17 protein-coding genes are annotated in these 23,710 nt (G+C 42.0%); 3 read left to right on the top strand and 14 right to left on the bottom strand.

The genetic code is table 11. The annotated features are described in order from the left end of the window. Positions 1–87: 87 nt before the first annotated feature. The gene (locus IEX80_RS01235) at positions 88–1,863 is read right to left on the bottom strand and encodes a glycoside hydrolase family 9 protein (protein ID WP_188831687.1); all 1,776 of its coding nucleotides are present in this window, start codon (positions 1,861–1,863) and stop codon (positions 88–90) included. 334 nt (positions 1,864–2,197) lie between these two features. Here IEX80_RS01235 and IEX80_RS01230 point away from each other — a divergent pair, with 334 nt between their 5' ends. Next, positions 2,198–2,539, top strand: coding sequence for a hypothetical protein (locus IEX80_RS01230; RefSeq protein ID WP_176624006.1), 342 nt, complete (start codon positions 2,198–2,200; stop codon positions 2,537–2,539). 44 nt (positions 2,540–2,583) lie between these two features. Here the strand turns inward: IEX80_RS01230 and IEX80_RS01225 are convergent, their stop codons facing one another. Then, on the bottom strand, positions 2,584–4,374 hold the full coding sequence (locus tag IEX80_RS01225) for a beta-N-acetylhexosaminidase (RefSeq protein WP_188831686.1): 1,791 nt from the start codon (positions 4,372–4,374) through the stop codon (positions 2,584–2,586). Between the two features lie 324 nt (positions 4,375–4,698). On the opposite strand from IEX80_RS01225, the gene IEX80_RS01220 reads away from it, so the two are divergent. After that, on the top strand, positions 4,699–6,276 hold the full coding sequence (locus IEX80_RS01220) for a hypothetical protein (RefSeq protein WP_188831685.1): 1,578 nt from the start codon (positions 4,699–4,701) through the stop codon (positions 6,274–6,276). 65 nt (positions 6,277–6,341) lie between these two features. Here the strand turns inward: IEX80_RS01220 and IEX80_RS01215 are convergent, their stop codons facing one another. From IEX80_RS01215 to IEX80_RS01185, 7 genes are all read right to left on the bottom strand, one after another. After that, positions 6,342–7,754 (bottom strand): efflux transporter outer membrane subunit, encoded by a 1,413-nt coding sequence (locus IEX80_RS01215; RefSeq protein WP_176624000.1) that lies wholly within the window; start codon positions 7,752–7,754, stop codon positions 6,342–6,344. 68 nt (positions 7,755–7,822) lie between these two features. Then, positions 7,823–11,023, bottom strand: a complete 3,201-nt coding sequence (locus IEX80_RS01210) for an efflux RND transporter permease subunit (protein WP_188831684.1) — start codon at positions 11,021–11,023, stop codon at positions 7,823–7,825. Between the two features lie 24 nt (positions 11,024–11,047). Beyond that, entirely contained in the window at positions 11,048–12,193 is a 1,146-nt protein-coding gene (locus tag IEX80_RS01205; RefSeq protein ID WP_112655393.1) for an efflux RND transporter periplasmic adaptor subunit, read from the bottom strand. A gap of 417 nt (positions 12,194–12,610) precedes the next feature. Then, positions 12,611–13,213: a TetR/AcrR family transcriptional regulator gene (locus tag IEX80_RS01200; protein ID WP_188831683.1), complete on the bottom strand. Its 603-nt coding sequence runs from the start codon at positions 13,211–13,213 to the stop codon at positions 12,611–12,613. Between the two features lie 141 nt (positions 13,214–13,354). Beyond that, positions 13,355–13,870 carry a DinB family protein gene (locus IEX80_RS01195; protein WP_176623994.1) on the bottom strand — a complete coding sequence of 172 codons (516 nt, stop codon included), beginning with the start codon at positions 13,868–13,870 and terminating at the stop codon, positions 13,355–13,357. Positions 13,871–13,965: 95 nt separating this feature from the next. Next, entirely contained in the window at positions 13,966–15,126 is a 1,161-nt protein-coding gene (locus IEX80_RS01190) for an MFS transporter (protein WP_090524771.1), read from the bottom strand. Positions 15,127–15,197: 71 nt separating this feature from the next. Continuing rightward, entirely contained in the window at positions 15,198–15,368 is a 171-nt protein-coding gene (locus IEX80_RS01185; RefSeq protein WP_167516166.1) for a hypothetical protein, read from the bottom strand. Positions 15,369–15,634: 266 nt separating this feature from the next. Here IEX80_RS01185 and IEX80_RS01180 point away from each other — a divergent pair, with 266 nt between their 5' ends. After that, positions 15,635–16,801, top strand: coding sequence for a putative sensor domain DACNV-containing protein (locus IEX80_RS01180; protein WP_188831682.1), 1,167 nt, complete (start codon positions 15,635–15,637; stop codon positions 16,799–16,801). 125 nt (positions 16,802–16,926) lie between these two features. Here IEX80_RS01180 and IEX80_RS01175 read toward each other — a convergent pair whose 3' ends face one another. The 5 genes from IEX80_RS01175 to IEX80_RS01155 all read right to left on the bottom strand — a co-directional run bounded on the left by IEX80_RS01175 (position 16,927) and on the right by IEX80_RS01155 (position 23,663). Then, positions 16,927–17,199: a hypothetical protein gene (locus IEX80_RS01175; protein WP_090524767.1), complete on the bottom strand. Its 273-nt coding sequence runs from the start codon at positions 17,197–17,199 to the stop codon at positions 16,927–16,929. A gap of 155 nt (positions 17,200–17,354) precedes the next feature. Continuing rightward, on the bottom strand, positions 17,355–19,487 hold the full coding sequence (gene pnp / locus IEX80_RS01170; protein ID WP_090526179.1) for a polyribonucleotide nucleotidyltransferase: 2,133 nt from the start codon (positions 19,485–19,487) through the stop codon (positions 17,355–17,357). Positions 19,488–19,614: 127 nt separating this feature from the next. Beyond that, positions 19,615–19,893, bottom strand: coding sequence for a 30S ribosomal protein S15 (gene rpsO, locus IEX80_RS01165; protein ID WP_090524765.1), 279 nt, complete (start codon positions 19,891–19,893; stop codon positions 19,615–19,617). A gap of 539 nt (positions 19,894–20,432) precedes the next feature. Further along, the gene (locus tag IEX80_RS01160) at positions 20,433–21,389 is read right to left on the bottom strand and encodes an adenylyltransferase/cytidyltransferase family protein (RefSeq protein WP_188831681.1); all 957 of its coding nucleotides are present in this window, start codon (positions 21,387–21,389) and stop codon (positions 20,433–20,435) included. Positions 21,390–21,428: 39 nt separating this feature from the next. Then, positions 21,429–23,663: a S41 family peptidase gene (locus IEX80_RS01155; protein WP_188831680.1), complete on the bottom strand. Its 2,235-nt coding sequence runs from the start codon at positions 23,661–23,663 to the stop codon at positions 21,429–21,431. Between the last annotated feature and the right edge of the window lie 47 nt (positions 23,664–23,710).

Below are 23,710 nucleotides of genomic sequence, written 5' to 3'. Positions count from 1 at the left end.
TAATTTCAATACAAACTTAGCAGTATGAAGATAAGGCGCCGGGTAGTAAATATGACAATTTGAGGTATAAAAAATGACAGCTCCGAATTATTGCTGCACAGCCATAGCGGTAACGGCCTGCAAATACCAGGCGGCATGAGGTAACCATTGTTCTGTCCAACGCCATTCGTTGCCGTTGTCTTTTATTTTAAAATCGATACCGCTGCCGTCGGGGTTTTCCTTTTTACCGGTAATTCCGTTAGAAATCCCGCCCTTGCCCGATCCATGGCCGAAATTTGAACTCATATAAGGCACATTGTTTTTACCATACTGGTACATAAAGCACATTTGATAAGGGTTACAACCCAATATCCAGGCTATCTGGTGCGATGCATACTCTGCCAGTTTTCTTTTTATGCCCCAGCCTCCTTTTTCGGGATATACTAACCGCCCGCCTACTAATGCCGCCGCTGCCAGCGAGCCCAGGCGCGCATTTTCACCTTGCCACCACCAGCCGGTTTCATTTTCATGCGGGATAAAAAAGCCATCTTTTACAGCACCCCTAAACTTAAAAGATTGGCGGGCATAGCCAAACGGATTATCCACATTAGCGGTTACCTCCAGGTTATAATCCAGTGCTTTTTTTATGGTTGATAATGCATCGGACCGCTGATCAGCTTCTTGCTCCTTATCCAGGTACCTGCATAAAGCAATAACGGGTAAGCCGGCATCTGCTGCGTGCCAGAAAGGCCTGTCGCCGTCGTCAGCAATAAAATACCCCGCGGGGCTCATTCGCTTGTTCAAACTTAGCGCGCGTTTTCGGGCTTCATCACGATAAAGGGAACTATCGGTAGCAATCCACAATTCGGTAGCAGCCATCAGGGCACAATAGTCGTCAATGATATTTTCCTTGCCGTCGTCATCATATTGGGTATTGTTTGCCAGCAAGTGCGCGAAAGCCCGTTTGGCAGCGGCAAGATATTCCGCCGACTTAAAGTCACCGTCTTTTTTCAGTTGCGAGATTCGCGCCAACGATGCAATAGCCATCCCACCTCCTTCTCGAAAAGCAGCCTGGTACTCATCTGTTGTAACGCTGTTTGCTTTTAACCCTACAACACGCCTGGCTTTAGGATCTTTATTAAAATAGCTGAATACGATCATGTAAAAATAATCGTCTTTTGACAGGGCGCGCATCATGTAGTCGGCCCCCCAAAGTGCTTCATTCATCATGCCATCATAAATCCCCAGTTTATTTAACAAACCCGGCGCGGTTTGCATTGTATTGATCATTGACCAGGTTACCAACGGTATTTGCTGGGGCGACATAAAATTAGCATAAGCCAAATGCGAAAAGTATTTGCTTACATCGCCCGACGCATCGCACCAGCCGCCGCGCAGGTCAACTGTTTTATCGCTGCCATAAAGCTGAACGGCTGCGTCGGCCTGCAGCTCCGTTGGTGTGTTAGCCCGCTGCTTGTTATAGTAGCTTAATACCGATGGGATGGTAGTTACTGCCAGTGCGTTTTCCTTGATCTGAAACCAATCGGATTGAGAATGAAAATCTTTAGTACCAATGTAAATCCTGTATTTCCCCTCCGCTTTGAATTCCGAAAAATCGGCCTGGTAAAAATATCCATCCTTGTCCCATTCCTCAACCTTTAACGGGCCATTTAACGGAGCAATATATACAGCATTACCATTTGAGTTTTGTAACGCGAAAAGTATACCCGGCACAAGTTTGGTGTCGCAACGCACAACAACAGTTTTTGCTCCCCGGGCATCATACCCTACCTGGTTCATGTAAAAAACAGGATTCGCTTTACATAGATAGCAAAACAGCGAAAAAAAAGCTGACAGGATAATTTGGCGAACAAATGAATTCATGTAAATGCAGTTTAATGATCAATGCAATTTACAGTATTTATAAACCGACAGTTAGTAACCCTGGCCTAAAAAGCGGCAACCATACCCCTAATTTACCACTACAATTTATCCAAAAAACTCTTTATAATTTAATGGGGTATTAAAACAAACTATAACATGTCGCCTGTTTACCCGTTTTATTTAGGTAACTTTGAAACTTATAAAAATTGGCCGTTACATTAAGCTGATTTACTGAGAACTATTAATGCCGGGAGGTCTAACAACCTCTTTAACCCGATAACCGAAGCCCTTGTATAAATACTTTACGAGGGCTTTCGCTTTTACAAACACTATTATGGACGAAAGAAATTATTTAAGCACGTGGCAAAAGTACATGCCTGTAATACGCCTGCACTTGAAAAGAAGTCTGCAAGACGAGCAGCAGTTTAAGTTAAATATAACTGATTTTGAAGCGGCCGGCAGCAAGGGGAAATCCGGTTATACCTTTAATATCAATATCGAAAACGGCAAGGTCACCAACAACATCAGCGGATCGGCAGTGGCACGCGATTTGTACGAACTCCTTAAAGCCGATGAAGCTGTTAAAGCGATTTTAAAGGATAAAAATGTAAAGATAAGCGTTGGCAAATCGTTTGTCCTCAGTATTAAAACTACGCACTTATCTTCGTACAGATAATAATATCCGGAAGTAATTTCAAAAGGGAAATAACCTCTAATAGGTTATTTCCTTTTTTTATGAGATGATTTTTTGCTTTTACCTGAAGAAGAAGAATTTTTTGAAGATGATGACTTCTTAGAGGAAGAATGCTTTGAAGAAGAAGAATGTTTTGACGAATGAGAGGTTCTTTTTGAAGACTTTCCATGTCTTCTCCTCGGGCGGTATCCTTCATCTTCTATATTCTGATCTGCCGGTCTCTCCATTTTCCTGATCTTAGGGCCAAAATCAATAGCCTCATCATGGAAAAACTTATCAAAAGGATTAAAATAATAGATGTTAGCTGCATCGTAGATCTTGATGCTTGCTTTTAAACGGTTATTGAACGCTTCTTCATCTTTGAGTTCAGGAGCAGTCCAGCCTGCTTCGGCCAAACCAGCTATGCGGGGAAATAACATAAAATCAAGGCGCTTTTCAGAACCTATCATTTCAGTCCAGACATTGGCCTGTACACCAATGATCTGCTTTGACTGCAGGTCTTCGTTATTCTGCATCTGCCTTTCAGGGAAACCATAAACACTACCTACGGTATTATACACACCTTTCCACCTGCGGCCCGAGATATGATCAGCATCCTGCACAAAATCAAAATACATAGGCAGGCGCGGACAAAGCACTACCTGGTAACCTTTTTGTACTGCTAAATGCAGCTGGCCCGGTAAATTTTGCCTCCACCAAAAAATAATGGTTTTATCAGCCGGCAGGTTTGTTCCGGTTGCTTCATCCCAGGCCAGTACTTTATTACCTGCATTTATGGCGGTGTCGGCTACGCGCTTAAAGAAATAACGCTCCAGCTCGCCTACATCAGCAAAGTTATTCTTCTGCATAAACCCGGCTATTGAAGGGTTAAGCGACCAGGCCTTAACACCCAAAGCTACTTCATCACCTCCTAAATGGATCATTTTAGAAGGAAAAAGCGTGCTGGTTTCCTTAATGATATTACCAAGAAACTGGTAAGTGCTATCGATTGCAGGATTAAAGGTAAAATTAGGGTATCCTTCAACACTGCCGCCACTAAACTGCGGATAAGCTTTGTTGGCCGCTGTAGCATGGCCCGGCATATCAATTTCGGGGATCACAGTTATAAACCTTTCCGCGGCATAAGCAATGATCTCTTTGATCTGTGTTTGGGTATAATATTGAGGATCGGCAATTGAATCACTGTAATTACCGATTCCGCCAATCAGTGTCAGCTTAGGATATTTTTTTATCTCCAAACGCCAGCCCTGGGCATCGGTTAAATGCCAGTGAAATTTATTAAGCTTATAGTAAGCCATCCAGTCAAGGATCTGCTTAACTTTTTCCATCCCGAAAAAATGGCGGGATTCGTCAAGCATTAGTCCCCGCCATTGATAGCGCGGAGTATCGGCAATGGTTAACGACGCTAAGCTGATGGTTTCGCCCCTGGGCTGATCTTTGATCATTTGCAACAAGGAAATCATCCCATAAAACACCCCATCACGGTTTGACGAAGAAATGGTAATTTCATTGGCAACAATTTTTAAGGAATATGCCCCGGCGGTGGGATCGCCGTTGGTTAACAACAAATGAATAACACTGCCTGCATCTTTATTATCAACGGCAAGCATAAAACCAGCCGACAGGCTTACCTGTTTTTGGAAGTAACGAGCTATTGGCAACAACGAAGCATCATTTACACCAACGGTGCTGTGATTACTAAAAGTAAACTGCCCTGTACCATTAACAACAGACTTGGGCTGCGGGATTATATTGACATTTTGCGCCCGTACGTATCCGGAAAACAAAATAAATACAAGTACGATCTTAAATTTCATTTAAAAAACAACTCAAATAGTTTGGGGCTGCTATGATATGAATTTTCTTTGAAAAACCGGGTAATTTGTTTGTAACAAAGTGTTTAACCCCTGCAACCGGGCAGGTTGTTATCCGTAAGGTCATGAAATCACCTGTTAATGCGTTCCGGGAGTTGTATAAATTGCTTCACAATTTTTGAGATACGATTGTAGAGTTAGCTATAACAACATGTAAAGCGTTACTAAAATTACCACAGCGCGAAGAACAATCACAAAACGAGCGTTCTGGATAAATTGCAAATTACTAAATTACAGCAATTTACATCAGCACAAGTATTGCATCCTATGAACCAGGCTCGCATCAAAAGGGCGGGAAGGAATATTTCTGGCCTGTTATTCCGCAACAGATATTTCGTTATCGCTTCGGTAGCAGTTGTTGTTTTAGCAGCTTCAGTTTATTTACTTTTTTCATCTCCTAAATACAAAGTGAGCATAGAGTTGGCTGCTTCCGGCGATTGGGAACTATTAACGACAGCAATTAACGAGTTGCGCTCTGAAACCACGATAAAAAAAGCGGTCAATGCATTGGGGCTCCAGGTAAGTTATTATCATAAGGGAACTTTTACAACAAAAGAGATCTACGGGGATTCATTACCCATTAAGCTTATACCCGGAAAGAGCAACTTCTATACTTCTCCTGTTGAGATCACCATCAATTTAATTAATGGCAGCGTTTGCAGGATTGATCAGAATAATGTACTCACAGATGTACCTTTATACCACCCGGTTAAATACGGATCTTTACGCTATACCATAATAAAAGGGCCTGCCTTTAAACCCATACAACTACCGCTGATTGTAAAACTCACTTCCTCCGCCGATTTAACTGAACAATTTAGCAATAGTATGCGTGCGAAAATTTTGAGCAATAGCAATTTTGAATTGAGCATAAACGCGAATAATGCTCAAAAGGGGCATGATTTTTTGAACAAACTTGTAGAAATTATTAATGCCCAATATGCCAAACCAAGCTCACCCACTAAACCGGCGGTTATTGATACCATGTTACTTCTTAAATTAAACGATAGTATAGCATACTATAAAGCAATGGCCGATAAATATCATGAACAGCAAGCCATACTGAACAACATCAAAAAACCAAGGCAAATGCCAAAGCCGAGAGCTATTCCGGTACTGGTGACGGTAAAGACTGCATTGACTGAAAAAGAAAGAGCCGGCCTAAATGCGCTTACTGCCGTTAAAACATACGCCTTGAAACCTAATGACGCTTTTGTTATTATACCGGATAATCATCAGGTTAGCGATTACCGTATCGAAGCACTCATAAAGGATTTTAATAAAGCGCAACTCAATAAACAGCGGGTAATGCAGGATTCGGACAATGCTGATGCAAGCGTTTACGCTTTCAAACTCGAACTTAATTCAATAAAAGAAGCACTTGTTAACAGCATAACGGTAAAAGAACAGAAAATCAGAAATGCTCATCAAATTAAAGATGTCCGCCAACTTAAGTACATTGATCAACCAAAAGATGTTGAGCAACCTCAAGATAGTGTGCAACCAAAAGATGTGGATCAACCAAAAGATTCAAAATCAATAGCATCATTTTTATCGCTGCAATTGAATGATTCTATCGCCCAAATAAACGCTGTAATTGAAAGTAAGCAACAACAGTATAACAGGCTGTTACATGGCTCAGGCAGGCAAAATCCCGGGCCAAGGCTCATTATAAATGAAACGTGGCACACGCGGGAATCAATGATCTCCAAATCATTATTAGTATATTTTTTTGCTTTACTGACAGGTTTGCTGCTGCCTGTTTTATTGCTGATTATAAATGAATATATAACATCAGTAAAAAAAGGGAGGCGCAATAAAATGCAGGGAAAGACAAATCCCTAACATGCAAAACGGCCGATCAGGATTTCTGATCAGCCGTTTTCCGTTTTCACGGGGGTAGATAAAGCTTATTTCCAGCCGCCGCCTAATGAGCGATAAAGCTCAGCGTTGGCACTAAGTTGAGCCATTTTAATAGATGCTAATTCAAGCTCACCTTGCAATACATTACCTTGCGCAGTAATCACCTCAAGATAGGTAGCAAGCCCGTTTTTAAACAACATGCTCGCATTGCTTGTAGCTTGTTGCAATGTTTTAACGCGGTTAGCTGCGATAGTTTGTTGCTCTTTAAGCTTTTGGAGCCTTACCAAAGCGTCAGATACTTCGCCAACCGCATTTAATACAGATTGACGGAATTGGATCACGGTTTTTTCGCGGTCAACTTTGGCAACTTCATATTGGGTGCGCAGTTGTTTATGTTGTAACAACGGTTGCGCTATACCACCTGCTACTGTACCAAACAATGAAGCCGGAATATTAAACCAGTTGCTTGATTTAAATGAGTTTAAACCACCCTGACCGGTTATAGTTAATGAAGGGTAAAGCTGGGCTTTAGCGATACCAACCCTCGCGTTAGCTATATTTAAAGCCAACTCCGAACTGCGTACATCTGGCCTGCGGCTCACCATTGCTGATGGTACGCCTGCCGAAAGTGTTTCGGGGAAAGTAATATCATTAAGTTTAGCGCTACGTTCAATGGCGTCAGGTAACCTACCTGCCAATATGCTCAAGCCATTCTCCTGAACATTGATATCGCGTTCAAACTGAGGAACCAATTGCGCAGCAGCTTCTAACTGGGCCTGTGCCTGCTGAACACCTAAAAGTGTCACCTGGCCGGCATCGTACTGCAATTTGATGATGCGCAATGTACTGTCATTCAGTTTTACGTTCTTCTTAGCTATCTCCAGTTGCTCGTCGAGCATCAGCAAGTTATAGTAACCTTGTGATACACTTGATACGATGTTGGTTTGGATAGCCCTTTTAGCTTCGTTAGTTTGCAGGTACTGGGCCAAAGCTTCACGGTTTTGACTGCGAATTTTACCCCAGATATCAGCCTCCCATGAAAGTGAAAGGTTGGCGTTGTAATCTTCAACATGTTTTGTACCAATGTTAAACTGTTTAATGCTTAGCCCGGTAACACTGTTATCAGATGGACGGTTGCTGCTTGCCGTAACATTTAAACCAACAGATGGTACATAGTTCCATTTAACTTGTTTAAACTGTAATTGCGCAGCTTCGATATTTTTTACGGCCACTTGCATATCGTAATTTTTAACGATGGCACTGTCAATCAGCTTTTGAAGAGCAGCATCGGTAAAAAAGTTTTTCCATTGCAAGTCGGCAATGCTGCTGGTATCGCCGGTGGTAACCGCGTTCCTGAAAGCTTCAGGTTGCGCGTCCTTTGGCGTAGCAACATCTTTTGAAACTTTACAGCCTGCCAGCACTACCAGTGCTAAAGCCAAACTGCCTATTATATTTTTCATTGTTATATCTTTTTTAAACTATCACGGATTTTAAAGGCCGTGATAGTTTTAGTTGATGTTTTGATTGATTAAGCTGAATATTCGTTTTCTAAAACTACAGCATCTTTACCATGGTCGCCGGCAGCGGCAAGCGGCTTAGGTTTGCCACTAATGCGTTCCTGCAAGCCCTGGAATATCACGTATAGTACAGGTATGATAAATAAACCTAACAATACGCCTGAAACCATCCCGCCTGCTGCACCAATACTGATAGAGTGGTTACCCTGTGCAGATGGGCCGGTAGCGATACTCATCGGGAATAAACCGAATACGAAGGCCATGGAGGTCATGATGATTGGACGGATACGGAGCTGAGCAGCTTCGATAGCCGACTGAACCAGTCCATGCCCTGCCCTTCGCCGCTGTACCGCGAACTCTACGATCAGGATAGCGTTCTTGGCCAGCAAGCCGATGAGCATGATCAGCGCAACCTGTACATAGATGTTGTTTTCGATACCGGTTAAGCCTAACACAATGAATACCCCGAATAAACCTGTAGGTATTGAAAGTATTACCGCCAATGGCAGGATATAACTTTCATACTGTGCCGACAGCAGGAAGTATACAAACACCAAACATAACAGGAAGATCACAGTCGACTGACCACTTGAAGAAATCTCCTCGCGGGTTTGGCCGGTAAACTCATAGGCAAAACCTTGCGGCAATTGCTCCTTAGCTGTTTCCTCAATCGCTTTGATGGCATCACCAGAGCTGTAGCCTGGTTTAGGGATAGCATTTATTTCGATAGAGTTGAACAAGTTGTAACGTGAAGCAGTTTCTGAACCATACACACGGGTTAATTTAACCAGGGTATTGATCGGCACATTTTCGCCCGATTTGTTTTTAACAAATACGCGGTCAATTGCCGATGGATCTGTCCTATCTGCAATATCAGCCTGAACAACCACGCGGTAGTATTTACCAAAGCGGTTAAAGTCTGATGCCTGTGCGGTACCAAAGTAAGCCTGCATGGTTGACAGGATGTCTTTAACACTTACACCCAACTGGTTGGCTTTTTCGTCATCAACCTCTAATTGTAACTGGGGATAATCAGCTTTGTATGAAGTAAAGGCGAAAGCAACAGCCGGCTTTTGCATCAGCTTCATGATAAAGTTATTGGCAACGCCGCTAAATTTATCCAGCCTGCCGTTGGTTTTATCCTGCAGCATTACGTCAAGCGCTTCCACGTTGCTGAAACCAGGAACGGTTGGGAAACTGAACACGAAGAACGTACCACCTGGTATGCCTGCTAATTTGCCCCTAACAATATTCTGGATAGCATCAATATTTTTAACCTCGCCCCTTTCGTCAGTAGGTTTTAACAACAGGAAGATAACACCTGCTGATGGGCTGCTTGACTGTGTTAAGAAGTTAAAACCAGAAAGCGCGGTAACAAATCGTGCTGACGGCAATGTTTTCAACTGATCTTCAGCCAGTTTAAAGGTTTTGTTAGTTCCTGCTAATGAAGTACCTGATGGTGTATTTACTGCTATAGCCACAAAGCCCTGGTCCTCGGTAGGAATAAAGCCTGTTTTGGTTTTGTTTACCATGTAAACTGTAGCAACAACTACTAAGGCAAGGCCGGCCATACTGATCCATTTATTACGGATCAGAACTTTCAAGCCGCCAACATACCTGTTGGTCATATAATTGAAGCCGCCATTAAAGCCCGCGTAAAATTTCTCTACAAAGCTTTTCTTAGGTGCGTCATGACCGTTTCCGCTATGTTTATTCTTTAAGAATAGCGCAGCCAAAGCCGGACTTAAAGTTAACGCGTTAACAGCCGATATAATGATAGATATAGCCATAGTTAAGGCAAACTGGCGATAGAAGATACCAGTTGAGCCTGTCATGAAACTCACCGGTAAAAATACCGCAGCCATAACCAGGGTAATGGATATAATTGCACCTGTAATTTCGTGCATAGCCTCCGTAGTGGCAGCCTTAGGGGTTAGACTTGGGTCATGCTCCATTTTGGCATGCACCGCCTCCACCACTACGATGGCATCATCCACCACAATACCGATGGCCAGCACCAACGCGAACAGTGTCAACAAGTTAACCGAGAACCCAAACAGGTTCATGAAGAAGAACGTACCGATAATAGCAACCGGAACCGCTATAGCCGGGATCAATGTTGATCTGAAATCCTGCAGGAATATAAATACTACGATAAATACAAGGATGAAAGCCTCAACTAATGTATGCTCAACCTGGTTGATAGACTCATCAAGATCGGTTTTAGTACGATAGAACTGGTTGTATTTAATCCCGACAGGGAAATCTTTAGATAATTTCACCATCAGGTTGTCGATAGCGATCTGGATTTCGTTGGCATTTGAACCTGACAATTGGATAATACCGATGATAATACCATCGTGGCCATTCAGGTTACTAACACTATTGTATGAATAAGCACCCAGCTCAACACGTGCTACGTCTTTTAAACGCAATACAGAACCATCTGCATTTGCACGGATGGCGATGTTCTGGTATTCTTCTGGTTTGGTAAGTTTACCTTTATATTTAATTACATACTCAAATGCTTCGTTGCTGCGCTCGCCAAATTTACCTGGTGCTGCTTCAAGGTTTTTGTCCTGTATAGCGGCGGTTACTTCGGCCGGTGTAACATTGTAAGTTGCCATCTGGGTAGGATTTAACCAAACACGCATTGAATAATCCTTAATACCACCAAAAATACTGGCAGAACCTACACCCGGGATACGTTTAATTTCCGGAACGATATTGATCTGCGCATAGTTGGCTACAAAGGTCTGATCGTATTTTTTGGGGTCTTCAGAGTAGATGGCCATAGCACCGATAAAGCTGTTTTGCTGTTTGGTAGTTGTAATACCATATTGCAAAACCTCGGCTGGCAACTGGCTTGAAGCCTGTGAAACACGGTTTTGAACGTTTACTGCTGCCTGATCGGGGTTAGTACCCTGTTTAAAGTAAACGGTGATACCCAATGTACCGTCATTACTGGCGGTAGAGGTCATATAGGTCATATTTTCCACACCATTGATCGCTTCTTCTAAAGAAGGCGTAACGGAACGTAAAATAGTTTCGGCATTGGCACCCGGATACACGGCTGATACTAATACCGACGGAGGGGCAATATTAGGAAACCGCTCTAAGGGCAGTTTTGTTAAACCAAGCACACCCACTATCACCAACAATATGGAGATAACAGTTGAGAGTACCGGTCTTTCTATAAATTTCTGAAACATGACTTTAAAGTTTAAGTGTATGTATTATTTCTTAACTACAGCGGCTACTTTATCTGCAGCTTTTTGAGGCTGGATAACCATGCCTTCCTGTAATTTATCAATGCCCTCTAACACGATCTGGTCGCCGGCTTTAATGGCTTCTTTATCTTTAACCAGGTAGTGATCGCCTGATTTACCAATTATGTCGATAGGTTGTTTTTTCACTTTGCTGCTATCGCCAACTACAAATACAAATACTTTATCCTGCATTTCGATAGTTGAAGCTTCCGGAACGATCAAAGCATCTTTATGGCTCAGGCTTAAACGGATCTTGCCGGTATTACCAGAGCGTAAAAGCCCGTCAGGGTTTGAGAAATTTGCCCTTAAAGTGATAGCGCCGGTGTTTTTATCAAACTGGCCGTCTACAATATCAATTTTACCTTGTTTAGCATATTCTGTATTATCAGCTAACAATAATGATACTGATGGTACATTCTTCAATTTATCTTTCAGGTTAGCGCCTGGATATTGTTCTTTAAAGGCAACAAAATCTTTTTCGCCCAATGAAAAGTAAACGTGTACATCATGAACATCTGATAATTGAGTTAGTGGAGCAACATCCGCAGGAGCAACAAGGCTACCTTGTTTCTTAGCAAGCAGACCGATATAACCGCTTACAGGAGCTTTTATTAAGGTGTAACCCAAATTGATCTGCGCGGTAGCTACGTTAGCTTTAGCCGATTCGATGTTGGCTTTCGCTACATCAGCTGCTGCTTTAGCCGTTTTTAGCTGGTAGTCAGAAACTACTTTATTAGCTACAAGCGGAGTTAATTTTTCAACTTCCAGTTGCGCATTTACATGTGCTGCTTCGGCGGCGTGTAAGCTTGCTAATGCGTTATTTAAAGCCGCACGGTATGGTTGTTCGTTAATTTTAAATATTGGCTGCCCGGCAGATACGAAAGCGCCTTCGTCAACAAATACTTTATCTAAAGTACCGCTTACCTGTGGCCTGATCTCTACGTTAACGGCACCTTCAATTGAAGCAGGATATTCCTGATAAGTAGTTTCGGTACCTGATACTATAGAAGCAACCGGTAAGGCCGGCGGTGGAGGTGCTGTGGGAGCCTGCGGTGCAGATGAACATCCGTATAATGTTAAAGCTGCAACTGCTGCTAAAAGGAGTGTTTTCATGAGTGATGATTTTAAGAGTGGTGAATGAATAGGATTAGAAAAAGCCGTTGGGCTTGTGATATATGATGATTTGATTGTTTTCATTGTTTTACTGTTGCCGATCATTTTCAATTGAGATGCCAGTTATATAATTAAACTGATTATCAATTACTTATATTTATAATATTTAATTTCCAATGCCTTATATCGTTATTTTCACGATTTTTCATGACGATATACCGAAACGATGTACGCTAATTACAGCAGTTACATAAATTAGATGTTACAACACCGTTAAATCGTTTAACATCGTTAAATAGATTGCGAGGGTTGTGAGTGAGCTTTTTCATTGTATTAAGAGTTTGTTTTAAAAGTGCTTAACAATTGCCTAACACTGTAAGGTAATTTAACAGTGTAGTTTTCAAGCCGCAGAAAGAATTAATCTTTCATCGACCTGATGATACCGCCTATGGTATCTTTCAAAACCTGGCGGTTAACTTCGTCAGAGAATCCCCTGCTCAGTAAGTTGATGGATACCAAACCGTGTACGACCGACCAAAAGGTATAGTACTTGGTGCAGATCATTTCGTCATTGATATCTTTTATATCCATCAGTTGCATAATAGCCTCGCTAACCATAGTAGTAGGGAGCTGGGCTTCGGGCATTGATTTTACCATTTCGCAGCAACAGTTCATCTGTACGCCAAACATAACCTGGTAAAGTTCCTTATTTTCAAAAGCAAAGTTCCAGTAAGCAAGCCACATGGCCTCCAATTGCTTTTCAGGCAGGCGGTGCTTTTCTTTGGCTCCCTCCATGTCCTTTGCTAATATCAAATAGCCTTTGCGGGTAAGCTCCATTAATATAGCATCCTTATTTGCAAAGTATTCATATATAATGGGCGCGGTGTACTCAATTACATCAGCAATCTTACGCATGCTTAAAGCCTGCCAGCCTTCATGTTTAACTATGTGGAGCGCAGCATCCAGGATATTAACCCGGGTTTCCTCTTTTAAGCGCTGAATTCGTTCTTTACTTGCCATTTTGATTACACTATTAAATCATTTAACAGTGTTAAGCAAAAGTATAACGGTTTTAAGGATTATTTACCATCCCTTTGTAAAAAACGTTTCATCCAATTGTCATGGATTAAACCTTTTGAGTCAAATCTGGTCGGTAAACGCTTATTTCTTTACCAGGTAAACCAATTGCCCAATATGATAGCCCTGGTGTATAGTACGATTAATCAGGATATTTAATCTGTTACGGTGCGGCTCTTTTGCAAAATCATCTGCCGCGATGGCGCTATGCGGCTTAAACCAGTCTTCGGGCTGCATCGCATTCATTCTTTCGGTTAAAACCTCATTTACTTTAGCCCAATACTGTTTCAGCTCGGCCAATGAAGGCTTCTCCAAACCGGAATTTTCCGGATTTTTAACAAAAATTTGATCCAGCTGTGGATAGAGCCTTTCGCCCAAACCTAAATAGGTAAACATTCCGTCGCTAACAGCAGTAAGGTGACCCAGCAGGTAAATACCGCTGTTTCGGCCGGGAGCAGTTTCGGCAGCAAGAGCTTCGTCAGTTAACTTATCGAGTAAACCGTTTAGGCGACTGTTTTGCAGTTCCCAGTTGGAGACTACCATTTTGATAAATAATTCTGTTGACGGCTGTATGCTGGTTTCGGTAATGTTTGTGCTCATTTGTTGCAGATGTTATATCAAACCAGTGGGTTTGATGACACAATTATAAGCTAAAACGGGGCTGGCGTAAATACTAAGCAGCTTATATGACAAAACTATGATACCACAGGCTCATCTTCAATTTTACGCACCAGCCATATCATCATGGCAGCAAAGGCGGCAACAACAAAAAAAGCTATTTGCAGGTTTGCTGCCTGAGCAATAAAACCAACTATTGGTGGTACTATAACAAAACCCAGGTAACCAACTGTTGATATGGCGGCCAGTGCCTGGCTGCTGTTCATTGTTTTTGATTTACCGGCCATGCTAAAAATCAGCGGCACTATACATGACACCCCCATGCCTATCATGGCGTAGCCCAAATAAACGGTTAAAGTATATGGTAAAAACACAGATACCAGCAAACCGGCCAAAACCAGCGAGCTGCTATAAGTTAACACCTTTTTTATACCAATGGCCGATACTACCCTATCGCCCGCGAAGCGGCCAATGGTCATGGTAACCATGTAAACTACAAAGCCGGCCTCAGCGAATGATTTGGTGGCATGGACTACCTTTTCAAAATAAACACCGCTCCAATCGTACAGCGTGTTTTCGCAGGCCATAGAGGCGAAACATATTAAAGAAAATTTAAGCAAGTGTTTATCGGGCATGGAAAACACCGATTTATTGGGTGTTTCGGCAGGCTGATAGTCATATGTTGAGGGATAAAATATTACCGAGAGGATCAGCATCGCAACTCCCACACCTAATAAATGATATGAAGGAGCCACGTTAAATAATACCATTAAATAGCCGACAGCAGCGCCGCCAAAACCGGCCAGGCTCCAGATGCCATGAAATGTTACCATGATAGATTTATCATACAAAGCCTGGATCCCCACGGCCTGCGAGTTCATAGATAAACCTAATATATTACGGGTTGAGCCAACAAAAAATAAAACTACTATCAGTTGCCACATATAAGCTGCAAAACCGGGGAGGCAAAGCACCAGGCTAAAGGCCAGCGCACCTATCAACATCATTATACGGCTGCTGAAATGCTTGATCATTTTGGCCGTTAAAGGCATGGTAAGCATCAGGCCAACAGGCATGGCAAACAGCACAACCCCTAACTGGGCTTCATTTAAATTAAGCTGATGTTTTATGGATGGAATACGCGAGGCCCATGAAGAATACCCGAAGCCCGAAACAAAGAAGAAGACACTGTTGGCAATCCGCATTTTTGATTTGCCCGCAGCCGTTAGCTGATCCATACTTAATAATTACGCACAAATTTAGCTATAATTTATAAGTACGGCTGCCGTTATCTGCAATTAAGTACAGCTTACATACATGGCTGAAGCTCTCCGCAAGGCTGATTATTTTGAGCCGCTTTATGAAAAACTTTATTGAAACCTTGTTGTACGTAAGTTAACCCGAGATTTAAAAGGGCTGATACCTGCAGTGGTGTGGTATCCGGCAGGGTGAGTGATATGAGGTGTGATATGAGTTTCATGATTACATTATCGTTTCCAGCTGCAAAATTGCTACAATAGTTTCAAAAAAAATTGACCCGGATCAACAACTGACTTTAGGAAGATAATTGATAATGAGTATGATAAACGGTTGACAAAGCCTCACCTAAATCCTCTCCGGGGGAGAGGACTTGAAAAACTCCTCTCATTTGGAGAGGGGTTTGGAGCGAGGCTCATCCAATTGCAATATTGATGCGTTAGTTTGTTAGCATGTTTTTTTAGCTTTACTTTTGAGATAAGTATTTAAATGAAAGAAACCACCAAAACTTTGAGTTCAGGACCTACATATAAAGCAGCCGGTAAAGTAGCGACCGTTATCGAAAGGCATTTCAGGCATTTTCACGCCAAAGCCCTCGCCGATAACGATGAAATAGACCTTGCTCCTACCCCCAGCTGCACCACTATCGAATCACTTATCGATATCTCGTTTTGGGCAAGCTTGCGCCGGGAAGAGGGATTTTCGCCAAAATTCACGCTTGCTTTTTTGCCGCCCGAAGCCGCCGGTCAGCCGTTGTTGTTTGGCGGTAAAATTAAACTCGCTCCTAATATCCTCACCAAATTTGCTTCGGCGGTACAACAGCCGGGCATCCATTTGGGCATCTGGATAGAAGATGATGAACTATACATCTGGGGGACCACCCTGGCTATCCCGGCTTACTGTTTTGTGCTGGAAGTAATTGAACCCGGATTATTGGTGATCAAACATCGGCGAATAGAGGGTTTTGGCAAATTTGTAAACATAGCCATATTAAAAGGCGACGATATTAAAGTAGTTGACGAGCACGGCTCCAGCATCTCTGATTGCCCTAACGTACTTTCAGCCATGCTTGATTTTACTTTGCCATCCCTATGGAACGATCCGGTAAACGTATTAGTTCAGCTGGCTACCTCCATGCAAGCCCACAAACGTGGCGGCATATTATTAGTTGTGCCCTCCGGAAACGAAGAATGGCGCGAATCTATCATTACCCCGATCTCCTACCCTGTCGATCCTCCGTTTTCGGGCCTTACCGATTTGATGATTCACGAAGGCATCGACCGTTACCACACCTCATGGCAGGAAAAAATGCGCCGCGCGGTTGATACCATAGGCGGATTAACCTCGATAGACGGCGCTACGCTAATAAATGATAAACACGAGCTGCTGGCTTTCGGCGCCAAAATAGGTCGTGCAGCAAAAAGCTCACCTGTCGAAGAGATCGTAGTGACCGAGCCTATCGTCGGTTGCTCAACCAGGGTGATCCACCCGGCGCAAAACGGCGGTACAAGGCATTTAGCGGCAGCACAGTTTGTCTTCGACCAAAAAGATGCCTTAGCACTGGTGGCTTCTCAGGACGGCCGGTTTACGGTATTTGCATGGTCGCCGGTTGTGGGGATGGTGCATGCGCATCAGATTGATATATTGTTGTTGTAGATTGTCAGAACTCGAATTCAATGAATTATTTAAATTAACAGAATAGAAAGAGGACTGCGGAGGTTAATTCGATAAATTCACAAAATTCGTTTAATTCGAGTTCAGACAAAAATATCGATTGCAGATCAATCACAATTCAACAACAAATCGTAATATTTCCGCATCAATACGGTATCGTAGTTAACCAGCGACTGATAAGCTTCTGAAACCAGCTCATTGAGTATAGATGATCCCAGTTGTCCGCCTCCATTTGGGATGGAGTCGTAATAGACAATGATTTCCTTCACCCTTATTATTTCGTACAGCAACTGCTGAACCAAATCCGTCTGAGTACCCGTCTGCATACCAGCCGAATTGCTATTCAGGAAATCTAAAGGATCGTTAGCAGCAGGGGTCATTTTTTTATCAAACAGGATCGGAATTATGGTTTTATCAACTACGTATTAACAGTTAATAAGTTTAAACATCCGCTTTTTGTTTTAAAAAAATAAAAAAAATTAAAACAAAATAGCAAAACCCTCATTAAGAGGGTTTTGCTACTGTATAAAAACACTTAATTATTTTGCTTTGGCTCAGGCTTAGGTAGGAGAACCTTACGTGATAGCTTCAGTTTACCTTGCTTATCTACGTCAAGCAGCTTAACCCTTACTTCGTCACCTATCTGGAAGATGCCATCCATAGTTTCAATACGGCGGTGATCAATTTCAGATATGTGCAGCAAACCATCCTTACCAGGCATAATTTCAACAAACGCACCGAAAGGCATAATTGATTTTACTTTACCTTCGTAAATTTCACCCACTTCTGGTTTTGAAGCGATAGCGCGGATGCGGCCTAAAGCGGCGTCGATAGAAGCCTTGTTATCGGCAAACACCTGAACGATACCCTGGTTGTCTTTTTCCTCGATAGAGATGGTAGCACCGGTTTCGCGTTGCATTTCCTGGATGATTTTACCACCGGGCCCGATAACTGCACCAATAAATTCTTTGTCGATTTTAATGGTGACAATGCGCGGAGCGTGTGGTTTGTAGTCGGCACGTGCCTCGGTAATGGTTTTAGCCATTTCGCCAAGGATATGTAACCGGCCGTCTTTAGCCTGGTTTAACGCGTTGGTTAATACTTCGTATGAAAGGCCATTGATCTTCAGGTCCATTTGTACAGCAACGATACCGTTTTTAGTACCAGTTACTTTAAAGTCCATATCTCCCAAGTGGTCTTCATCACCAAGGATATCAGAAAGGATAGCATATTTGGTACCCATTTCGTTGGTGATTAAACCCATCGCGATACCTGATACAGGCTCTTTAATTTTAACACCAGCATCCATCAGCGCCAGTGTACCGGCACAAACTGTAGCCATTGAAGAAGAACCGTTTGATTCCAAAATATCAGAAACTACACGGATAGTGTATGGGTTTTCATCTTCAGATGGCAATACTTGTTTCAATGAACGCATAGCCAGGTTACCGTGGCCAATTTCACGGCGACCGGCACCCCTGTTAGGCCTAACTTCGCCGGTTGAAAAACCAGGGAAATTGTAGTGTAACAGGAATTTCTGGTAACCGTTAATGAACGCACCATCAATCATTTGCTCGTCATCCTTAGCACCTAAGGTAACGGTAGTTAATGATTGTGTTTCGCCGCGGGTAAATATCGCCGAACCGTGAGCAGATGGTAAATAACCAACTTCGCTCCATATCGGGCGGATCTGTGTAGTAGTACGACCATCTAAACGTTTGCCTTCGTCTAATACAAGGTTACGGATAGCATCGTATTCTACATCGTGGTAATATTTTTTAGCAAGGCCTTTAGTAATATCATCTATCTCACCTAAGGTTTCGATATAGGCGTCACGCACTTCTTTAAATTTAGCACTCCGCTCTTCTTTTGCAGATGCAGCAGAAGCAATGGCGTAAACCTGATCATAAGTAGCAGCGTAGATAGCTTTTTTCAAGTCCTCATTGCTATGCTCATGGCTGTAAACACGTTTTTCGGTTTTACCAACTTCAATGGTCAGTTCTTTTTGAGCTAAACATTGCAGTTTAATAGCAGTGTGGGCAAACTTGATGGCTTCAACCAATTCAGCTTCCTGAATTTCTTTTGATTCGCCTTCAACCATGTTGATATCATGCTCGCTACCTGCAACAATAAATTCTAAAGTTGCATTTTCAAGCTGGCTTAATGTAGGATTGATTACTAACTGTCCGTCAATTTTTGCAACACGTACTTCAGAGATTGGACCGTTAAAAGGAATATCAGATACAGATAAAGCTGCAGATGCTGCCAAACCGGCCAACGCATCGGGCATAATATCTTTATCGGCAGATATTAAAGAGATCATCACTTGTGTATCAGCGTGATAATCTTCAGGGAATAATGGACGTAAAGCACGGTCAACCAAACGGGAGATCAAAACCTCATAGTCTGATAAACGGGCCTCGCGGCGTAAAAAACCACCCGGGATACGGCCTGTTGCAGCGTATTTTTCCTGGTAGTCAACAGATAAAGGCAAGAAGTCAACTCCTTCTTTAGCTTCAGGCGATGATACAACAGTAGCCAGTAACATGGTATCACCCATTTTTACTACTACCGAGCCATCCGCTTGTTTGGCCAGTTTACCTGTTTCGATCTCAATGGTGCGTCCGTCGCCCAGATCAATAACTTTTTTAATTACGTTTAAACTCATCTTTTTTTGTTTGTGATGCACTTTTCATCTTCGGGAGCGCATCGGATTTTATGTGTGTAAATATATGTTGCAAAAGTAAAAAAGCCATCCTAAAATGGGGATGGCTTTTAAATAAAAAAGGAGAGAATTACTTAATGATATCCCTTAGCTGTAAAGCTTTGATGATAGCACGGTACCTTTCAATGTCTTTATTATACAGGTAAGCAAGTAACGCACGACGTTTACCTACTAATTTTTGTAGCGATAATTGAGTTGAAAAATCCTTTTTGTTTTTTTTCAAATGCCCTGTTAAATGAGCAATACGGGTAGTAAATAAAGCTACCTGACCTTCGGCCGAACCTGTGTCAGCTGCTGATTTACCGTGTTTTGCAAAGATCTCTGCCTTTGCTTCTTTACCTAAATACATTACTTGAATAATATTAAAGCGTTAACTATTTTATTAATTGTGGGTGCAAAGATAGTGATTAATTATGCAAAAGCAAGGGGGCGGATGGATTTGTTTTTGGGGTTTGTTTTAATGGTGAATGGCTGATTGGGTTGGATTAAGTGAGTGGTTATCTTTTCAGGAGTGAACGGTTGGCTGGTTGATTAAGTGAGTGGTTGGTTTATGATGAGATTTATGATGAGTAGTTAGTTTTTGAAGTGAAGGTGGTTGGGATGAGTTCGATAAGTGCCTATTATAGTCTGAACTCAAATTTTTGGAATTAAATAATTGGCAGAATTCCAGGCAAATTCATAAATTCCTCAACTCGTTCAATTTCGGTTAAGCTATAATAAATTCGAAATCAAAAATCCCGACTCTGAAATCAATTATGGCGTTACCTTCGGCCCGCGCTATACGCTCATACGCCTGCAGGCCTTAAACTCGGGCCGGTATCCGCTCCTATCGCTAACGCGGTTTACTAAAGACCTAATCCAACCCAATCAACTACTCACAATCAAGCATCAAAATAACAAATATTCCCCTGCTTTACCGTACTTCTCCAATTGCCTGATACCTGTACTTGAGATGTGTTCAAATTCCATATCGCAAAAAATGGCTGTTACACTGATGTTTTTGCCGCCTAACTCTTGAAGATAGCGGTATTGGTTCAGTTCATATTGCAAATCGGAGCCATTTCTTAATCCGCGGATGATGGTAACCTCGTAATTCAGGGTATCCACAAATTCGGTAAGCAAGCCTTCGTAAGTTTCAGTTTGCCTGTATCTTAATATTTCCGGCAATTCGTATGTGGCTTTATCTTTACCTGGGTTAACACCACGGGCTATAATCACCTTATCAAAAATTCGCTCGGCCTTTTGGAGTATATTATAATGCCCTTTGTGGAATGGATTAAAGCTCCCCGGATATACTGCTATACGGGGTTTAAAGTTTTCTACATAGGCTATTAAATAATCCAGGGCCGGATTATCAATGCTTTGTCGCAGACTCTTTAAAATATCCACCCGCTTCTCACGGTAAATCTTATGATCGACAAACTGAAACTCTTTAAAAATCTGTTGCTCATAAATCAGCAGTTTATCAAATGGCTGTTTTAAGATATTAAGATCGGCTGCACTGAAAATCTCTGACAATGCCGAGCCCGGCTTGTGATGTTTGGTATCGAGGATAATATCCGTTACAAGAGCTTTGAGCGCTCCATCCCCCGTAAAAGTTTCGTTAAAATATTGCGCCGAATCTTCTTCATTTGTGCCTGATCTCGGATCGTAAATGATATCATGGAAAATTGTAGCCAGCAATAATACATCATTGTCACTGTAGCCCCGGTTCTCTAATTGTTGCCATACATCGTCCAGATGCTCAAGGGTGTGGTAAAACCGATGAGGCTCCCGGTAGCTATCTAACACAGTTTTGTCAACGCCAAGTTTTGTTAACCGGGCTGTTTGTTCTGCTATTTTCATAGTATCAAGCTTGCTCTGCAATTTAGAAAAACTTAATTACTACTCCATGATCAATGCCTTTGCTTTTTCAAGCGGCTCGTCAACTCCAGCTTTGATACCTTTAATAGTAGGTTTTACTATAACATCAATTTTCACACCCTTTCGCTGGGTTTGAGTTCCATCCGGGTATAATATTCCTATTCCCGAAAACAGGGAACTTATACCGCCAGGCAAAATAATCTGCGATACATTGCCATCAGCTCCTGCCGTGGTACTACCTATAACCTTAACATTGGGCGAACTTTGAAAAGCCATGGTAGTGTACTCTGCCTGGCTCTGTGATTGTTCATTTACTATCACCACTACTTTACCCTGGTAAGAATTATCAGGCTTAATATTAAGCGGTGGTGTTTCTACAAATAAACCCGGCTGATTAATACTTCCGTTAGTAAACTTAACAAATGGAGCCGTGCCTGATTTAATATACGCTCCAAAGGTAAATGGCATAAATTCTGAAGGGTAACAACGCATATCAATAATAATACCCCTTGTATTCTTAAACATCTCCCGGATAGCAGGTAGATTTGCATTGTGGTATTTTGCCGGATATAGGTAGCCTATTTGCTCATTGATTAAATAATACCCAGGATCCTTAACATTAAAATTGCTACTATTCATTAAACCCGTCTTTGAAACAAGTACTCCTTCTGCAACCGCATTTAATTGATTTCCACCGCGCTGCATGGTAAATTCAAAATGTGGATTATTACTCCTCAGTAAATAGTTGCCCGGCATATCCCTTAACTGCGTTGCGTAATTAGACGCCGCAGTTATAGGCAGATATTTTTTGATCAGTTCATCTATGGCAACGCCATTAATAGCAGTTATCACATCCCCTATCCTGAACTTTTCTTTAACAGCAAGCGAATCAGACTCAAAACCAGTTATCACCAGTTTATTCTCCACAAAACCCGCCTTAAATGATGGCCTGTATTTACCACGATACGCTTCCAGCTCAGCGTTTCCACTCCAGATATTAGCATGCGTATCATGAATACTACTGATAAGCTTAAGCGTTGTGAGTATATATTCTGTTGAATTTTTGTCGTTCACAAACTGGGGAATAAACTCAGGCAGGCTTTGGCTCCAATCTTTTCCTATCAAATGCCTGTAAGGAAAAAAGTATTGTACCATATTCCAATATTTAAACAGGCACAGCAAGCGGTAACCTGCATCAGGGTATGTCATTTTGTAATATCCATTTTCGTGGTCGAATAAGGGGTTACCTACGCCCTCCACCATGCTTACATAATAACTTTCAGTGATTTTATGATTATTTAAAATAAAGCGGAGCTTATCAGTAAGTGATTTATTGAGCACCGAATGATCAAATAGATTTCCGTAATCGGGCGTGGGATTAACCGCATTATTTATATCGGGTTTGCAATCATCACAAGCATTCACTTCACCAAACTTATCGGTCCACTGCTCAAGTAGCTGGTTTAATTCGCTATTATTCCGGGCTTTTATAACAGCCGGCATTACCCTAAAAAGCTCAGCATCCATATTATAATCCCCCTTTGCAACAGCGGGGTGGTGATATTTCAAAAAGCCCCAAACCTGGCCAAGCAATCTTAAGTTAGTAATTGCTTGTGCGTTAAGCGTAATGGTATTAATCCCCGAGCCATTTTTAAAAGCGGTATCCAAATCAGCCTTAACCCTGATTATCGCTTTAGGCACAGCATTTTCAATGGGTTTACCATCAATAAATAATTGCAGATCATCAATCCAAATTTTCCCTTTACCTACCAGAAGTGCGCCGCCAACTACATTAATCGCCTTTTGGCTATTGTATGGCAATTTGATACTATATTGTTTCCAGCCATTTGTACCATGGATATTTTGGCGCTGCATATTATCAAAAGCAGAAGTACCGTCAATACGAAACCACAGACCCGCGAAGCCAGAGCCTACATCTTCCGTTTTCAGATACCCTTTTAGTTCAATCTCACTCCCTTCAAATCTTTTTGGAATAACAAAGCTAACAATACCATACCCGGCGGTATCTACCGCTGAGGCGATTGACAGTGCATATTTACCGTGCTGCGCAGCAATGCTATCTACTGCATATTTATAATCACGACCGTCGGAATGTTTCCAGCCTTCAGGATATTTATTTGTGCGATTTATTTTTTCAAAATCGCCATTTAATAAATCTTGTTGATTTTGGCCATTTGATTTATTACAGCTAAACAAACATGTTATGAGACATAAAAGTACCAGAGACTTTTTCATTGATTTGGATAGGTTAAGTTTATAATGAAAGCAAAACGCTAATTTTT

The organism is Mucilaginibacter rubeus (assembly GCF_014643835.1).
Taxonomy (GTDB): Bacteria; Bacteroidota; Bacteroidia; order Sphingobacteriales; family Sphingobacteriaceae; genus Mucilaginibacter; species Mucilaginibacter rubeus.
This window is presented reverse-complemented; position numbering and strand designations above follow the sequence as displayed.

Bases quoted from the DNA above. Each gene is read 5' to 3' on its own strand.
- IEX80_RS01185 (WP_167516166.1), bottom strand. From the start codon at position 15,368: ATGAAACTCATATCACACCTCATATCACTCACCCTGCCGGATACCACA.
- IEX80_RS01215 (WP_176624000.1), bottom strand. From the start codon at position 7,754: ATGAAAAATATAATAGGCAGTTTGGCTTTAGCACTGGTAGTGCTGGCA.
- IEX80_RS01200 (WP_188831683.1), bottom strand. From the start codon at position 13,213: ATGGCAAGTAAAGAACGAATTCAGCGCTTAAAAGAGGAAACCCGGGTT.
- IEX80_RS01160 (WP_188831681.1), bottom strand. From the start codon at position 21,389: ATGAAAATAGCAGAACAAACAGCCCGGTTAACAAAACTTGGCGTTGAC.
- IEX80_RS01155 (WP_188831680.1), bottom strand. From the start codon at position 23,663: ATGAAAAAGTCTCTGGTACTTTTATGTCTCATAACATGTTTGTTTAGC.
- IEX80_RS01180 (WP_188831682.1), top strand. From the start codon at position 15,635: ATGAAAGAAACCACCAAAACTTTGAGTTCAGGACCTACATATAAAGCA.
- rpsO (WP_090524765.1), bottom strand. From the start codon at position 19,893: ATGTATTTAGGTAAAGAAGCAAAGGCAGAGATCTTTGCAAAACACGGT.
- IEX80_RS01190 (WP_090524771.1), bottom strand. From the start codon at position 15,126: ATGGATCAGCTAACGGCTGCGGGCAAATCAAAAATGCGGATTGCCAAC.
- IEX80_RS01235 (WP_188831687.1), bottom strand. From the start codon at position 1,863: ATGAATTCATTTGTTCGCCAAATTATCCTGTCAGCTTTTTTTTCGCTG.
- pnp (WP_090526179.1), bottom strand. From the start codon at position 19,487: ATGAGTTTAAACGTAATTAAAAAAGTTATTGATCTGGGCGACGGACGC.
- IEX80_RS01230 (WP_176624006.1), top strand. From the start codon at position 2,198: ATGGACGAAAGAAATTATTTAAGCACGTGGCAAAAGTACATGCCTGTA.
- IEX80_RS01195 (WP_176623994.1), bottom strand. From the start codon at position 13,870: ATGAGCACAAACATTACCGAAACCAGCATACAGCCGTCAACAGAATTA.
- IEX80_RS01225 (WP_188831686.1), bottom strand. From the start codon at position 4,374: ATGAAATTTAAGATCGTACTTGTATTTATTTTGTTTTCCGGATACGTA.
- IEX80_RS01210 (WP_188831684.1), bottom strand. From the start codon at position 11,023: ATGTTTCAGAAATTTATAGAAAGACCGGTACTCTCAACTGTTATCTCC.
- IEX80_RS01175 (WP_090524767.1), bottom strand. From the start codon at position 17,199: ATGACCCCTGCTGCTAACGATCCTTTAGATTTCCTGAATAGCAATTCG.
- IEX80_RS01220 (WP_188831685.1), top strand. From the start codon at position 4,699: ATGAACCAGGCTCGCATCAAAAGGGCGGGAAGGAATATTTCTGGCCTG.
- IEX80_RS01205 (WP_112655393.1), bottom strand. From the start codon at position 12,193: ATGAAAACACTCCTTTTAGCAGCAGTTGCAGCTTTAACATTATACGGA.